The following is a 14,807-nucleotide window of genomic DNA, read 5'->3' on the forward strand; positions in this document are numbered from 1 at the left end:
GCCGGATGCTGCCCGTGAACGCCGCTCGTCGCTACGCTGGACCCATGCCCCGCCGCGAGGACGACGACGTCGCCCGCGGACCCGTCCTCACCGACCGCCGCACGCTCATGCAGGCCGGCGGTTTCCTGCTCGCCGGCGCGGCGACCCTCGTCGTCTTCCTGACCGAGAACCCGCAGCTGCTCCGCCTCGCCGTCGTGGCGGTGGCGTGGGCGTTCGTCCTGGCCACCTTCGCCGCCGGCCGCTGCGGGGCCGACCGCGTCCGGGCCGCGGCGCGCGAGGCCGACCTCCGCCGGGCCTACGAGCTGGAGCTGGACCGCGAGGTCGCCGCCCGCCGGGAGTACGAGCTGGAGCTCGAGAACGAGCTCCGCCGCGAGACCGAGGACGCGATGCGCGACGAGCTCGACGCGCTGCGCCAGGAGATCGCCTCGCTGTCCGGCCTGCGCGACGAGGTCGCCCGCGTCTCGGCGATGCGCGCGGACCTGGCCGCGCTCAGCGGGCTGCGCGACGAGGTCGCCCGGGTGGCCGCCCTCCGCGACGACGTCGCCGCGCTGACCTCCCTGCGCGGCGAGCTGGGGCAGATCGGTGCCCTCCGGGACGACATGGGCCGGCTGCGTGCGGAGCTGGCCGAGCAGCTGTCCAGCGAGATGCTGGTGGAGCGGATCGTGATGCGCACCCAGGCCAGCCGGCTGCCCGGTGAGGCGCCCCGGCTCGACGGCCCCGCCCGCACGCTGGAAGGGGCCGGCTGGAGCGACGACACCCCGCCGCGCGAGCTGACCGGGGGCTGGCCGGCGATCCGGCTCGACGAGCAGCCGCGGACCCAGCAGTTCGAGCAGGTGCGCGGCACGGCGTCGTGGGCGCCGTCCCCGGTTCCCCCGCCCGCGCCCCCGACGACCTCGTTCCCCGCCGTCACCCCGCCGTGGCAGGCCGCGTCGGCGCCGCCGACCGTGGTCCCCGCGCCCCCGGCGGCCGCCCCCTACGAGCCGGCCCCCGCCTACGAGCCGCTGCCGAGCTACCTCTCCGACGCCCGCTACACCGCGGAGCCGGCCCGTCCGCAGCCGCCGGAGCCCGGCGTCCCGCCGGCGTTCGACCGGCACGCGCGGGCGGCCGCGCACGAGTCCGACCCCTACCTGGGCTCCCGGTTGCCGGCCGCCGGGCCGGCCGCACCGCCCACGGTGGTCTCGCCCGTGGTGACGCCGTCGTCGGCCATGCCGCCGGCCCCTGCCGAGCGGCCGCAGCTGCCCGTGGAGTGGTCCGTCGCCCGCCCCCTGCTGGAGCCGCCCCCGGCCCCGCCGGCCGACGAGGCCGCCCCGCGTCGCCGGCGCACCGACGAGCCGCCCGCGTGGTCGCCCGCCCCGGAGCAGGCGCCCACGACCGAGCGGCCGACCGCGGCCCCGGCGTGGTCACCGCCGGCCGCGCCGGACACCTCCGACAGCCTGGCGCGGATCCTCGCCGAGAACGGCGGCACGCCGCCCTCGGGTGGGCGGCGGCGCCGCCGCTACCGCGAGGACGGCGAGTCCGACGACGTCCTGGCCCGGGTGCTCGGCCGCGACTAGCGAGGTCCTCGCGACAGCCCTCCGCCGTCGACCACCAGCGTCTGGCCGGTGACCCAGCCGGCGCCCTCGCCGAGCAGGTAGGCCGCCGCCTCGCCGATGTCCTCGGGCGTCCCGAGCCGGGCCATCGGGTAGGCCTGGGCCACCTCGGCCTCGCGCCCCTCGAAGAGCGCCCCCGCGAACCGGGTCTTCACGACCGCCGGCGCCACCGCGTTCACCCGCACCTTCGGCGCCAGCTCGACGGCGAGCTGGGTGGTGAGGTTGATCAGCGCCGCCTTGCTCACGCCGTAGGCCCCGATCTCCTGCGACGAGCGCAGGCCGGCCACCGACGCGACGAACAGCACCGAGCCGCCGTGCTCGGACATCCAGGCCCGCCACGCCTCCTGCACGAGGCCGAGCGCCGACACCACGTTGGTGTCGAGGATCTTGCGGAAGGCGTCCAGCTCGAGGTCCATGAGCGGCCCGTACGCCGGGTTGATCCCGACGTTGCCGACGAGCACGTCCAGGCTGCCGAAGGTCTCCACCGCGGTGCGCACGGCCTCGGCCCGGTGCGCCGGGTCGCCGGCATTGCCGGCGACGGCCACCGCGACCTCCGGGCCGCCCAGCGACCCGACCGCCTCGGCCAGCGCGTCGGGCTTGCGGGCGGTCAGGACCACCCGCGCGCCCCGGTCGACCAGGCTCCTCGCGATCCCCAGCCCGATACCCCGGCTGCCGCCGGTCACCAGGGCGGTGCGTCCCTCGAACGTGCGCACGCTGCCTCCTTCGTCGGTGTGCCGGGGGTCACGGTAGGGCGGCCGCCGACCGCGCCGGCCCGCGGGTGCACGTCCCCTGGGTGAGGTAGGACACAGGGCTGCGCCGTTGCGGGCCGCCCGAAGCGGTCACACACTCGCCATCGGCACGTCGCCCGCGTGACACATCCGGTTGCAGCGGGCGCCGTCTCCCCGCACGACCCGCACGACCCACTCGCGGCCACCCGGCCGCGACCGACGTCCGGTACCCGCCAGGGACTGGAACGAGAGGTGCACCGATGCCTGCTGCCCGTAGGAACCGTGCCGCCGGGCTCGCCCCGGCCCCCGACGCACCCGCGCGCCTGCGCGTGGGGGTCATCGGCGCCGGCCGCGTCGGCGCCGTCCTCGGTGCCGCTCTCGCCGCCGCCGGCCACGACGTGGTCGCCGCCTCGGGTCTCTCTGCCGCCTCCGCCGAGCGCGCCGCCCGGCTGCTGCCCGGCGTCCCCCTCGTCCCGGCCGACGCCGTCGTCGCCGCCTCCGACCTGGTCGTCCTCGCCGTGCCCGACGACACGCTGCCCGGCCTGGTCTCCGGACTCGCCGAGACCGGCGCCTGGCGCGCCGGCCAGCTGGCGTTCCACACCTCCGGCGCGCACGGGCTGGCCGTGCTCGCCCCCGCGACGGCGGCCGGCGTGCTCGCCCTGGCCCTCCACCCGGCCATGACCTTCTCCGGCGCCCCCGAGGACGCCGACCGCCTCGACGGCGCACCGTTCGGCGTCACCAGCCGCCCCGAGCACCGCCCGGTCGCCGAGACCCTGGTGCTGGAGATGGGCGGCGAGCCGTTCTTCGTCGCCGAGGCCGACCGCGGGCTCTACCACGCGGCGCTGGTGACCGGCGCCAACCACCTGGTCACGCTCGTGGCCGAGGCCGCGGACCTGCTCCGCACCGCCGGCGTCGACGAGCCGGCGCGGGTGCTGGCCCCGCTGCTCACCGCCGCGCTCGACAACGGCCTGCGCCGCGGCGACCGCGGGCTCACCGGGCCGGTCAGCCGCGGCGACGTCGGCACCGTCGGCCACCACCTCGACACCCTGGCCGAGCGCGCCCCCGACGCGGTCGCGGCCTACGTGGCGATGGCCCGCCGCACCACCGAGCGGGCGCTGGCCGCCGGCCGCCTCAAGCGGCACGAGGGCGCCCCGCTGCTGGACCTGCTCGACGGCTCGCCCACCCAGCCGGCGGACTCGCGATGAGCACCACCACCCGCCCCGCCGTCGCCGAGTCGGTCGCCGAGCTGCGCCGGCTGGTCGCCGCGCTCCCCGGACCGGTGGCCCTGGTGCCGACCATGGGCGCGCTGCACGAGGGGCACCGGACGCTGGTCCGCGCCGCCCGCGAGCGGGCCGGCAGCGTCGTCGTCTCGGTCTTCGTGAACCCGACCCAGTTCGGCCCGGGGGAGGACTTCGACCGCTACCCGCGCACCTGGGACGCCGACCTGCAGGCGCTGGCCGAGGAGGGCGCCGACGTCGTCTTCCACCCGCCGGTCGACGAGGTCTACCCGTCCGGCGCGCTGGGCGTGACCGTCCACCCCGGCCCGCTGGGCTCGGTGCTCGAGGGCGAGGTGCGGCCCGGCCACTTCGCCGGCGTGCTCACCGTCGTCGCCAAGCTCCTCGGCCTGGTGCGCCCCGACGTGGCGTTCTTCGGCGAGAAGGACTACCAGCAGCTCACGCTGGTCCGGGCCATGGCCCGCGAGCTGGCGCTGGGCGTCGAGGTCGTCGGCGTGCCGACCGTCCGCGAGGGCGACGGCATGGCGCTGTCCAGCCGCAACCGCTACCTCTCGCCGGGGCAGCGGGCCACCGCCGCCGCCGTCTCCGCCGCGCTGCGCGCCGGTGCCGCTGCGGGAGCGCAGGGCGCCGACGCCGTCCTCTCGGCCGCCCGGACCGTGCTCGCCGAGCACCCGGAGCTGGTTCAGGACTACCTCGAACTCACCGATACCGACCTGGGGCCGCCGCCCGCCGCCGGTCCCGCCCGCCTGCTCGTCGCCGTGCGCGCCGGCAGCACCCGCCTCCTCGACAACACCGCAGTCCAGCTGGGAGCCCCCCGATGATGCGCACGATGCTCAAGTCCAAGATCCACCGCGCCACCGTGACGCAGGCCGACCTGCACTACGTGGGCTCGGTGACCGTCGACGAGGACCTCCTCGACGCCGCCGACCTGATCCCCGGCGAGCAGGTCGCGATCGTCGACATCACCAACGGCGCCCGCCTGGAGACCTACGTCATCCCCGGTGAGCGCGGCACCGGCGTCATCGGGATCAACGGTGCCGCCGCGCACCTGGTGCACCCCGGCGACATGGTCATCCTGATCAGCTACGGCGTGATGGACGAGACCGAGGCCAAGAGCTACATCCCCAAGGTCGTGCACGTCGACGGCGCCAACCGGGTCGTCGAGCTGGGGAGGGACCCCTCGGCCCCGGTGCCGGGCGCCCCCGACCAGCAGCGCAGCGACCTCGGCGTCCCCGTCCGGTGACCCGGTGCTGCTGACCGTCGACGTCGGCAACAGCCAGACCGTCCTGGCCACCTTCGACGGGGACCGGCGGGTCGGCTCCTGGCGGGTGACCACGGCCGCCCGCGCGACCTCCGACGAGCTGCGCATGGTGTGGCGCGGCCTGCTGCGCGACACCGAGGTCACCGGCGTCGCGGCCTGCTCCACCGTGCCGGCGCTGCTGCCCTCGCTGCGCCAGCTGCTGGGCTCCCTCGAGGTCCCGGTGGTGCTGATCGGGCCGGGGGTACGCACCGGCGTCCCGCTGCACGTGGACAACCCGCGGGAGGTCGGCGCCGACCGCGTCGTCACCGCGCTCGCCGCGCACGAGCTGTTCGGCCGCACCCGCGACGGCCGGGGACGCCCGGTCGTCGTCGTCGACTTCGGCACGTCCACCAACGTCGACGCCGTCGGCCCGGACGGGCAGTTCCTGGGCGGCGCGCTCGCCCCGGGCGTCGAGGTCAGCCTGGACGCGCTGGCCAGCCGGGCGGCGCAGCTGCGCTCGGTGGAGCTGTCCTGCCCGCCGCAGGCGATCGGCAAGAACACCGTGGCCGCGCTGCAGTCGGGGCTGGTGCTCGGCTTCGCCGGCCTGGTCGACGGTCTGGTCACCCGGATCGCCGCCGAGCTGGTCGCCCAGTTCGGCTCCGCGCCGGTCGTCGTCGCCACCGGTGGGCTCGCCCCGGTGGTGGTCGACAGCTGCGCCTCGATCGGGGAGCGGGAGCCGGACCTGACCGTCCACGGGCTGCGGCTGGCCTTCCAGCGGCATCGGGCGCAAGCCGCCCGCTGACCCGCCCGTACGCTTTCCTCCCGTGAGCGAAGGACCGAACGGCCCCGGCGAGGACAACGGCGGCGAGGAGCTGCCCGAGCAGATGCGGGTGCGCCGCTCGAAGCTCGACCGGCTGCGCGAGTCCGGCGCCGACCCCTACCCGGTGTCGGTGCCGCGGACGACGTCGCTGTCCGACGTCCGCGCCGCGCACCCCGAGCTGGAGCCGGACACCATGACCGGCGAGCGCGTCGGGGTCACCGGCCGGGTCATCTTCTCCCGGAACACCGGCAAGCTGGCCTTCGCGACGCTGCGCGAGGGGGACGCCGAGCTGCAGGTCATGCTCTCCCGCGACCGCGTCGGCGAGGACGCTCTGGCGGCGTGGAAGTCCGACGTCGACCTCGGCGACCACGTGTTCGTCGAGGGCGAGGTCGGGACGTCGCGCCGCGGCGAGCTCTCCGTCTTCGCCGACTCCTGGCAGCTGACCGCCAAGGCGCTGCGCCCGCTGCCGGTCGCGCACAAGCCGATGAGCGAGGAGCTGCGGGTGCGCCGCCGCTACGTCGACCTCATCGTCCGCGACGAGGCGCGGCGCACCGTGCGCCAGCGGGCCACCGTGATGTCGACGCTGCGCGCCGGCCTGGGCCGGCGGGACTTCATCGAGGTCGAGACGCCGATGCTGCAGACGGTGCACGGGGGCGCGGCCGCCCGGCCGTTCCGCACGCACATGAACGCCTTCGACCTCGACCTCTACCTGCGGATCGCCCCCGAGCTGTTCCTCAAGCGCTGCATCGTCGGCGGCCTGGACCGGGTGTTCGAGATCAACCGGAACTTCCGCAACGAGGGTGCCGACAGCTCGCACTCCCCGGAGTTCGCGATGCTCGAGTTCTACGCGGCCTACACCGACTACCAGGACGTCGCCCGCATCACCCGCGAGCTGGTCCAGGAGAGCTGCGCCGCGCTCTTCGGCGACCACGTCGCGCGCCACCACGACGGCACCGAGGTCGACCTGTCCGGGGAGTGGCGGCAGGTGAAGCTGTTCGACCTGGTCAGCGAGGCGGTGGGGGAGACGGTGACCCCGCGGACGCCGATCGAGCGGCTGCGCGCCCTCGCCGAGCGGCACGAGGTCGGCGTCGACCCGGCCTGGATCCACGGCAAGCTGGTCGAGGAGATCTTCGAGGCGCTGGTGCAGCCCTCGCTGCAGGAGCCGACGTTCGTCATGGACTACCCGGTGGACACCTCCCCGCTGACCCGCGCGCACCGGTCCGAGCCGGGCGTGGCCGAGAAGTGGGACCTCTACATCGGGGGCATCGAGCGGGGCACGGGCTACTCCGAGCTCGTGGACCCCGTGGTCCAGCGCGAGCGGTTCACCCAGCAGGCCCTGCTGGCCGCCGCCGGCGACCCCGAGGCCATGGTGCTCGACGAGGACTTCCTCGAGGCACTCGAGTACGGAATGCCCCCGACCGGTGGAGTCGGTATGGGGATGGACCGGTTGATGATGACCCTCACCGGGCTCGGAATCCGCGAGACGATCCTGTTCCCGCTGGTGAGACCAATAAGTTCCTGATCGGCCGCTCTTGGCTTCCCCACAAAAGGGCAGAACGTCCCGGGTGCAATGTCTCGTAAAAGTGAGGCTTGTGCTTTAATCGATTCACACCCGTCGGGTGTGGAATAACGATCGGCTCCCGGGCCGCTGTGAATAAAGCGAGGAACGAATGGCGCGCAAGGTCCAGGTCATCCTGAGCGACGACCTCGACGAGAATCTCCCGGCCGACGAGACCGTCAGCTTCTCGCTGGACGGGACCTCGTACGAGATCGACCTGGCGGAGAAGAACGCCAAGGAGATGCGTGACGCTCTCGCCCGCTACGTCTCGGCGGCGCGCAAGGTCGGCCGCGGCAGCGGCAACCGCGCCTCCGGCGGTGGGCGCTCCCGCGCCACCGGTGGTCGCATGGACCGCGAGCAGGCCGGCGCGATCCGCGACTGGGCCCGCAAGAACGGCCACGCCGTGAGCGACCGCGGCCGCATCCCGGCCAGCGTCGTCGAGGCCTACGAAGCCGCGCACTGACCGAAGGACCCGCTCGCCCCCCGGCCCGATCCGCTCGCGCCGGGACCCTGCGAGGGGGCTGTTCCAGCCACTCACCGAGCCCGGCTCCCCGCGAGGGGGGCCGGGCCTTCGGCTTCTCCGGGGCGCGCCGACGTCCGCTCACGGCGTAACGGGTGCGGAACAGCGCCTGGAAAGGGACGGTTGGAACGAGCAGCCACCCACCGCACCGCCGCGCCGCGACGGGACGGCGTGGTCCGCGACTACAGTGGAAAGACCGGTGCCCCCGCGCGCCGACGGACGTCGGGTGCTCCTCCCCATCTCCGGGGAGAGCAGTGCCGGACCAGCCGGTCAGAGGAGAAGCAGCAGATGTTCGAACGGTTCACCGACCGAGCCCGTCGAGTCGTCGTCCTGGCCCAAGAAGAGGCCCGGATGCTCAACCACAACTACATCGGCACCGAGCACATCCTCTTGGGCCTGATCCACGAGGGTGAGGGCGTCGCCGCCAAGGCCCTGGAGTCCCTCGGCATCTCGCTGGAGGGCGTCCGCCAGCAGGTCGAGGAGATCATCGGGCAGGGCCAGCAGGCGCCGTCCGGCCACATCCCCTTCACCCCGCGGGCGAAGAAGGTCCTCGAGCTGTCGCTGCGCGAGGCGCTGCAGCTCGGCCACAACTACATCGGCACCGAGCACATCCTGCTCGGCCTGATCCGCGAGGGCGAGGGCGTCGCCGCCCAGGTCCTCGTGAAGCTCGGCGCCGACCTCAACCGCGTCCGCCAGCAGGTCATCCAGCTGCTGTCGGGCTACCAGGGCAAGGAGCCCGCCGCTGCCGGGGGCCCGGCCGAGGGCACCCCCTCGACCTCCCTGGTCCTCGACCAGTTCGGCCGCAACCTCACCCAGGCCGCTCGCGACCAGAAGCTCGACCCGGTCATCGGGCGGGCCAAGGAGATCGAGCGGGTCATGCAGGTGCTGTCGCGGCGCACCAAGAACAACCCGGTCCTCATCGGCGAGCCCGGCGTCGGCAAGACCGCCGCCGTCGAGGGCCTCGCGCAGGCCATTGTCAAGGGCGAGGTGCCCGAGACGCTGAAGGACAAGCAGCTCTACACGCTGGACCTGGGCGCGCTCGTCGCCGGCTCCCGCTACCGCGGTGACTTCGAGGAGCGGCTGAAGAAGGTCCTCAAGGAGATCCGCACCCGCGGCGACATCATCCTGTTCATCGACGAGATCCACACCCTCGTCGGGGCGGGCGCCGCCGAGGGCGCGATCGACGCGGCCAGCATCCTCAAGCCGATGCTCGCCCGCGGCGAGCTGCAGACCATCGGTGCCACCACGCTGGACGAGTACCGCAAGCACCTGGAGAAGGACGCCGCGCTCGAGCGCCGCTTCCAGCCCATCCAGGTCAGCGAGCCGACCCTCGCCCACACCGTGGAGATCCTGAAGGGCCTGCGCGACCGCTACGAGGCGCACCACCGGATCAGCATCACCGACGCCGCCCTCGTGGCCGCCGCGACGCTGGCCGACCGGTACATCTCCGACCGCTTCCTGCCGGACAAGGCGATCGACCTGATCGACGAGGCCGGCGCCCGGATGCGGATCAAGCGGATGACCGCCCCGCCGGACCTGCGCGAGTTCGACGACAAGATCGCCGGCGTCCGCCGCGAGAAGGAGTCGGCGATCGACGCGCAGGACTTCGAGAAGGCCGCGGCGCTGCGCGACACCGAGAAGCAGCTCCTGGGCGAGAAGGCCGAGCGCGAGAAGCAGTGGAAGGCCGGCGACATGGACGTCGTCGCCGAGGTGGACGAGGAGCAGATCGCCGAGGTCCTCGCCAACTGGACCGGCATCCCCGTCTTCAAGCTCACCGAGGAGGAGACCTCCCGGCTGCTCCGCATGGAGGACGAGCTCCACAAGCGGATAATCGGCCAGGAAGAGGCCATCAAGAGCGTCAGCCAGGCGATCCGGCGCACGCGTGCGGGCCTCAAGGACCCGCGCCGTCCGGGTGGTTCCTTCATCTTCGCCGGCCCCTCGGGTGTCGGTAAGACGGAGCTGGCGAAGGCCCTGGCGCAGTTCCTCTTCGGTGAGGACGACGCGCTCATCCAGATCGACATGGGTGAGTTCCACGACCGGTTCACCGTGTCGCGCCTGGTCGGTGCCCCTCCCGGTTACGTCGGTTACGACGAGGGTGGCCAGCTGACCGAGAAGGTGCGGCGGAAGCCGTTCTCCGTGGTCCTCTTCGACGAGATCGAGAAGGCGCACGCAGATGTGTTCAACACGCTGCTGCAGGTTCTCGAGGACGGCCGTCTCACCGATGGTCAGGGCCGGATCGTGGACTTCAAGAACACGATTCTGATCCTCACGACAAACCTCGGTACGCGGGACATCTCGAAGGCCGTCGGTCTCGGTTTCCAGGCCGGTAACGACGACCAGAGCAACTACGAGCGGATGAAGCTGAAGGTCCACGAGGAGCTGAAGCAGCACTTCCGGCCGGAGTTCCTCAACCGCATCGACGACATCGTCGTGTTCCACCAGCTGACCGAGAACGAGATCATCCGGATCGTCGACCTCATGCTGGCGCGCGTCGAGACGCAGCTCGGGAACAAGGACATGGCGCTCGAGGTCACGCCGGCGGCGAAGAAGCTGCTGGCCGCCCGCGGGTTCGACCCGGTGCTGGGTGCGCGGCCGCTGCGCCGCACGATCCAGCGCGAGATCGAGGACGCGCTGTCGGAGAAGATCCTCTTCGGCGAGCTGGCCAGCGGCCAGATCATCGTGGTGGACGTCGACGACGCCGAGGGCGCCGCGCAGAAGTTCACCTTCCGCGGCGAGGCCAAGCCGGTCGACCTCCCCGACACCCCGCCGGTCGCCCTCTCGGGCGGCGACGAGGACGGGAAGTCCGCCGCGGAGTGACCCGCCGGCACTGACGAGGAGGGCCGCTCCCACCGCGAGGTGGGGGCGGCCCTCTCCGTTCGCCGGCCCGGGTCAGGCGGGCAGGCGGAACAGCCCGTCCTCGGTCTGCTCGACCAGCCCGTCGGTCAGCAGCGAGCCCAGGCAGCGGGAGCGCTGGGCGGCGTCGTCCCAGGCGGCCTCCAGGGCGGCGGCGTCCACCGGCTCGTGCGCGGCACGCAGGACGTCGAGCAGCCGGCCGCGAACCTGGCGGTCGGTGCCGGCGAACTTCTGCACGCGCCGGGGCGGGCCGTCGTGCGCGGGGGAGCCGGCCAGGCGCCAGGCGCAGCGGTCGCGGACGGGGCAGGCCCCGCACCGCGGGGTACCGGCGACGCAGACCAGCGCCCCGAGCTCCATGACCGCCACGGAGAACCGCACCGCCCGGTCGTCGTCCTCCGGGGCCAGCGCCGTGATGTCGGCGAGGTCGGAGGCGCGGGCGTTCCCCGCCTCCGCGCGGCCGTGGACCAGCCGGGCCACCACCCGGCGGACGTTGGTGTCGACGACCGGCTGCCGCTGCCCGTGGCCGAAGCAGGCGACCGCCCGCGCCGTGTAGGTCCCGACGCCGGGCAGGGCCTCCAGGGCGGCGACGTCGGCCGGCACCACGCCGCCGTGCCGCTCGGTGAGGGCGATGGCGGCCTCCCGCAGCCGCAGGGCCCGGCGGGGGTAGCCGAGCTTCCCCCACGCGCGGATGACCTCGCCCGGCGGTGTGGCGGCGAGGTCGGCGGGCCGGGGCCAGCGGGCCATCCACTCCCGCCAGACCGGCTCCACCCGCGCGACCGGCGTCTGCTGCAGCATCACCTCGCTGACCAGCACCGCCCAGGCGTCCACCCCGGGGGCCCGCCACGGCAGGTCGCGCGCCGCGGTGGCGTACCAGTCGACGATGGCCTCACCGGCGTGCTCGCCGGGCGCGGTCGCGGACGTCACGGGTGCCCAGTGTGCCGTTGGTCCGGTGCGGCGCGCCGAGGGGGACGGCGTGGGCCCGCCGATTACCGTTCCCGGCGTGTTGCACCCGGTCGGCCCGCTCCCCGCAGCCGTCTACTGGCGGCGCCGGCTGGTCGTCCTGGCGCTCGTGGCCGCGCTCGTCGGCGGGCTGGTCTGGCTGGCCGTCGCACTGCTGGACCGGCGGGGCACCGCGGGCGGGGAGGCGGCTGCGCAGACGACGGCCGGGCCCACCGAGCTGCCGGCCCTGGACCGGGTCGTGCCGTCGGTGGCCGCCGTGCGGACCCCGGCGGCGCCCAGTGTGCCCGTGGCGGCCCCCAGCGCGCCCCCAGCGCCCTCCCAGGTGGCCGGTGAGCCCTGCACCGACGAGGTGCTCGCGATCGAGGTGCGCACGCCCGGGGCGGTGCCGGTGGGGAGCAAGCCGACCTTCGAGCTGCTGCTGGCCAACACCGCGGACGTGCCCTGCGTGCGGGCGCTGGACAAGGAGCTGCAGGAGCTGGTCCTCGTGGACGCCGCCGGGGCGCGGGTGTGGGGGAGCAACGACTGCTTCCCGGAGAGCAGCGACGACCCGCGCACGCTCGCGCCCGGCGAGCTCGTCGCGATCCCGGTGGTCTGGGGCGGCCTGACCAGCGAGCCCACCTGCACCGCCGAGCGGACCACGCCGCCGCCGGGGGCGTACGCGGTGCGGGGCCGGCTGGACACCAAGGTCTCCGCCGACGCCCCGCTCACCCTGCAGTGAGGCCGGCGGGCCGTCAGCTGTAGCGGTCGAGGATCGAGGTCTCGGCCAGCCGCGAGAGGCCCTCGCGGATCCCGCGGGCGCGGGCCTCGCCCACGCCCTCCACGGCCAGCAGGTCCTCGATGGTCGCGGCCAGCAGCTTCTGCAGCCCGCCGAAGTGGTCCACGAGGCGGTCGATGATGCCGGCCGGCAGCCGGGGGACCCGGGCGAGCAGGCGGTAGCCCCGCGGGCTGACCGGGGAGTCCAGCGCGTCCGGGGACGTCGGCAGCCCGTAGCAGCGGGCGACGGCGGAGAGGTCGAGCAGCTCGGTGGCGGTGAGCGCGCGCAGGTCGGTGAGGACCTGGTCGATCGTCCGCGGGCGGCGGCCGCCCGACGGGAGGTAGTCGCGGACCAGCAGGCCGCGGTCCTCCTCGACGCCGGCCAGCATCTCGTCGAGCTGCAGCGCGAGCAGCCGCCCGTCGGTGCCGAGCTCGACGACGAAACCCTCGATCTCGTCGGCGATCCGCCGGACCATCTCCAGCCGCTGGCTCACGCTCATCGCGTCGCGGACGGTGACCAGGTCCTCGATCTCGAGCGCGGACAGCGTGCTGGCGACCTCGTCCAGGCGCAGCTTGTAGCGCTCCAGGGCGGCGAGGGCCTGGTTCGCCCGGGCCAGGATCGTGGTCGGGTGCTCGAGGGTGTACCGGCGGCCGGCCACGTAGACGCTGATGATGTGCATCGACTGGCTGACCGAGATCACCGGGAAGCCGGTCTGCACCGCGACCCGCTCGGCGGTGCGGTGCCGGGTGCCGGACTCCTCGGTGGGGACCGTCGGGTCCGGCATGAGGTGCACACCGGCGCGGACGATGCGGGTGCCGTCGTAGGAGACGATCACCGCGCCGTCCATCTTGGCCAGCTCGCGCAGCCGGGTGGCCGACAGCGCCACGTCCAGGGCGAACCCGCCGGTGCACAGCGACTCGACCACCCGGTCGTAGCCGAGCACGATCAGGGCGCCGGTCCGGCCGGCGAGGATGCGCTCGAGGCCGTCGCGCAGCGCCGTGCCGGGAGCGATGCGGCCGAGGAGTTCGCGCAGGGCGATCTCGGGGTCCACGGCGGCGGGCACGAGCGCTCCTGACGGTCGAGTGGTGCGGCGGCTGAGTCTACGTGCCCGGGGGGAGGTCGGGCGGGCCTCGGGGTAGGACCCCCTCCGGTGCACTGCGTTACGAAACCCTAGAGGTTCAGAACATGCGGTGGAAGGCCGCACCCAGGTCGGGGACCTCGATCAGCCGCATCCCGGCCGGGGCGGTGCCGGCGTCCGGGGGTACGAGGGCCGTCCGGTAGCCCTGCCGTGCCGCCTCGGCCAGCCGGCGGCCGGTCCCGCCCACCCGGCGGATCTCCCCGGAGAGCCCCACCTCGCCCAGGGCCACCGTCCCGGCCGGCAGCGGGCGGTCCTTGGCCGCCGAGGCGATGGCGAGCGCGAGCGCCAGGTCGGCGGCGGGCTCGGCGATCCGCACCCCGCCCACGGAGGCGGCGAAGACGTCGGCGTCCGCGAGCCGCACCCCGCCGCGCCGCTCGACGACGGCGTTGACCATCGCGACCCGCTGGCTGTCGAGGCCGCTGACCGCGCGCCGGGGCGAGCCGCCGCCGCCGGAGCCAGCCACCAGCGCCTGCACCTCGGCCAACAGGGGGCGGCTGCCCTCCAGCGTGACGGTCACGCAGCTGCCCGGGACCGGGTCGGCACGGCGGGAGACGAAGAGCGCCGACGGGTCGGGGACGCCCACCACGCCGCGGTCGCCGATCTCGAAGCAGCCGATCTCGTCGGCCGGCCCGAAGCGGTTCTTCGTCGCCCGCACCATGCGCAGGGTCGAGTGCCGCTCGCCGTCGAAGGAGATGACCACGTCGACCAGGTGCTCGAGGGTGCGGGGGCCGGCGATGGCGCCGTCCTTGGTGACGTGCCCGACGAGGATCGTGGTCATCCCGCGGCTCTTGGCCACGCCGGTGAGCGCGGAGGCGACGGCGCGGACCTGCGTGGACCCGCCGTCGGTCCCCTCGACCGCGGGGGAGCGGACGGTCTGCACGCTGTCCAGCACCAGCAGCGACGGCTTGACCTCCTCGACGTGCGCCAGTACCGCCGAGAGCTCGGTCTCCGCCGCGAGGTAGAGCCGGTCGTGCAGGGCGCCGATGCGCTCGGCGCGCAGCCGCACCTGCCCGGCCGACTCCTCGCCGGAGACCACCAGCGCCGGCCCGTTGCTGGCCGCGACCCGCTGGGCGACCTCCAGCAGGAGCGTGGACTTGCCGACGCCCGGCTCGCCGGCGACGAGCAGCACCGCGCCCGGCACCAGCCCGCCACCGAGGACGCGGTCGAACTCCGCGATGCCGGTGGGGACGGCGCGGGCGCCCGCGAGCTCCACCTGCGCGATCGGCAGCGCCGGGGCGGTGACCTGGCCGGCGGAGACGGCCCGCAGCCCGGTGGTGGGGGCGCCGGTCTCCTGCAGCGTGCCCCACGCCTGGCACTCCGGGCAGCGCCCCACCCACTTGGCGGAGACGTAGCCGCAGTCGGTGCAGCGGTGGGACGGGCGGGCGGACTTGGCTCCGGCGGGTGGCACGGGT

The 14,807-nt window shown here is 74.5% G+C and carries 13 protein-coding genes; 9 read left to right on the forward strand and 4 right to left on the reverse strand.

Annotated features, from left to right (window positions below):
- Nucleotides 1–44 precede the first annotated feature (44 nt).
- On the forward strand, nt 45–1,553 hold the full coding sequence (locus tag E4P43_RS12555) for a DUF6779 domain-containing protein (protein ID WP_135145802.1): 1,509 nt from the start codon (nt 45–47) through the stop codon (nt 1,551–1,553).
- On the opposite strand, the gene E4P43_RS12560 is transcribed toward E4P43_RS12555, so the two are convergent.
- A complete protein-coding gene (locus E4P43_RS12560) occupies nt 1,550–2,302 on the reverse strand; it encodes an SDR family oxidoreductase (protein ID WP_135145803.1) in 753 nt (250 codons plus the stop codon). The genes E4P43_RS12555 and E4P43_RS12560 overlap by 4 nt on opposite strands.
- A gap of 275 nt (nt 2,303–2,577) precedes the next feature.
- Here E4P43_RS12560 and E4P43_RS12565 point away from each other — a divergent pair, with 275 nt between their 5' ends.
- From E4P43_RS12565 to E4P43_RS12595, 7 genes are all read left to right on the forward strand, one after another.
- Nucleotides 2,578–3,522 (forward strand): DUF2520 domain-containing protein, encoded by a 945-nt coding sequence (locus tag E4P43_RS12565; RefSeq protein ID WP_135145804.1) that lies wholly within the window; start codon nt 2,578–2,580, stop codon nt 3,520–3,522.
- Nucleotides 3,519–4,373, forward strand: coding sequence for a pantoate--beta-alanine ligase (gene panC, locus E4P43_RS12570; protein ID WP_135145805.1), 855 nt, complete (start codon nt 3,519–3,521; stop codon nt 4,371–4,373). The genes E4P43_RS12565 and panC overlap by 4 nt, the downstream gene beginning before the upstream one ends.
- Nucleotides 4,374–4,381: 8 nt before the next feature.
- Nucleotides 4,382–4,795 carry an aspartate 1-decarboxylase gene (gene panD, locus E4P43_RS12575; protein ID WP_280791000.1) on the forward strand — a complete coding sequence of 138 codons (414 nt, stop codon included), beginning with the start codon at nt 4,382–4,384 and terminating at the stop codon, nt 4,793–4,795.
- Between the two features lie 4 nt (nt 4,796–4,799).
- A complete protein-coding gene (locus tag E4P43_RS12580; protein WP_135145807.1) occupies nt 4,800–5,594 on the forward strand; it encodes a type III pantothenate kinase in 795 nt (264 codons plus the stop codon).
- A gap of 82 nt (nt 5,595–5,676) precedes the next feature.
- Nucleotides 5,677–7,134: a lysine--tRNA ligase gene (gene lysS / locus E4P43_RS12585; RefSeq protein WP_135145839.1), complete on the forward strand. Its 1,458-nt coding sequence runs from the start codon at nt 5,677–5,679 to the stop codon at nt 7,132–7,134.
- Between the two features lie 148 nt (nt 7,135–7,282).
- Nucleotides 7,283–7,633, forward strand: a complete 351-nt coding sequence (locus tag E4P43_RS12590) for an Lsr2 family protein (RefSeq protein ID WP_135145808.1) — start codon at nt 7,283–7,285, stop codon at nt 7,631–7,633.
- Between the two features lie 345 nt (nt 7,634–7,978).
- A complete protein-coding gene (locus E4P43_RS12595) occupies nt 7,979–10,507 on the forward strand; it encodes an ATP-dependent Clp protease ATP-binding subunit (RefSeq protein ID WP_135145809.1) in 2,529 nt (842 codons plus the stop codon).
- A 72-nt stretch (nt 10,508–10,579) separates the two neighbouring features.
- Here E4P43_RS12595 and E4P43_RS12600 read toward each other — a convergent pair whose 3' ends face one another.
- Nucleotides 10,580–11,467 (reverse strand): A/G-specific adenine glycosylase, encoded by an 888-nt coding sequence (locus tag E4P43_RS12600; protein WP_135145810.1) that lies wholly within the window; start codon nt 11,465–11,467, stop codon nt 10,580–10,582.
- A gap of 76 nt (nt 11,468–11,543) precedes the next feature.
- Here E4P43_RS12600 and E4P43_RS12605 point away from each other — a divergent pair, with 76 nt between their 5' ends.
- Nucleotides 11,544–12,221, forward strand: coding sequence for a MucR family transcriptional regulator (locus E4P43_RS12605; RefSeq protein WP_135145811.1), 678 nt, complete (start codon nt 11,544–11,546; stop codon nt 12,219–12,221).
- A 13-nt stretch (nt 12,222–12,234) separates the two neighbouring features.
- On the opposite strand, the gene disA is transcribed toward E4P43_RS12605, so the two are convergent.
- Nucleotides 12,235–13,320 carry a DNA integrity scanning diadenylate cyclase DisA gene (gene disA, locus E4P43_RS12610; protein ID WP_135145812.1) on the reverse strand — a complete coding sequence of 362 codons (1,086 nt, stop codon included), beginning with the start codon at nt 13,318–13,320 and terminating at the stop codon, nt 12,235–12,237.
- A 115-nt stretch (nt 13,321–13,435) separates the two neighbouring features.
- Nucleotides 13,436–14,803 carry a DNA repair protein RadA gene (gene radA, locus E4P43_RS12615; RefSeq protein WP_135145813.1) on the reverse strand — a complete coding sequence of 456 codons (1,368 nt, stop codon included), beginning with the start codon at nt 14,801–14,803 and terminating at the stop codon, nt 13,436–13,438.
- Nucleotides 14,804–14,807 lie beyond the last annotated feature (4 nt).

The sequence above is a fragment of the Blastococcus sp. TF02A-35 genome, from assembly GCF_004571075.1.
Classification (GTDB): Bacteria; Actinomycetota; Actinomycetes; order Mycobacteriales; family Geodermatophilaceae; genus Blastococcus.

What these genes read in the sequence shown, in the direction of transcription:
- E4P43_RS12555 (WP_135145802.1), top strand. Translation starts at nt 45, where the DNA reads ATGCCCCGCCGCGAGGACGACGACGTCGCCCGCGGACCCGTCCTCACC.
- E4P43_RS12565 (WP_135145804.1), top strand. Translation starts at nt 2,578, where the DNA reads ATGCCTGCTGCCCGTAGGAACCGTGCCGCCGGGCTCGCCCCGGCCCCC.
- panC (WP_135145805.1), top strand. Translation starts at nt 3,519, where the DNA reads ATGAGCACCACCACCCGCCCCGCCGTCGCCGAGTCGGTCGCCGAGCTG.
- panD (WP_280791000.1), top strand. Translation starts at nt 4,382, where the DNA reads ATGCTCAAGTCCAAGATCCACCGCGCCACCGTGACGCAGGCCGACCTG.
- lysS (WP_135145839.1), top strand. Translation starts at nt 5,677, where the DNA reads ATGCGGGTGCGCCGCTCGAAGCTCGACCGGCTGCGCGAGTCCGGCGCC.
- E4P43_RS12590 (WP_135145808.1), top strand. Translation starts at nt 7,283, where the DNA reads ATGGCGCGCAAGGTCCAGGTCATCCTGAGCGACGACCTCGACGAGAAT.
- E4P43_RS12595 (WP_135145809.1), top strand. Translation starts at nt 7,979, where the DNA reads ATGTTCGAACGGTTCACCGACCGAGCCCGTCGAGTCGTCGTCCTGGCC.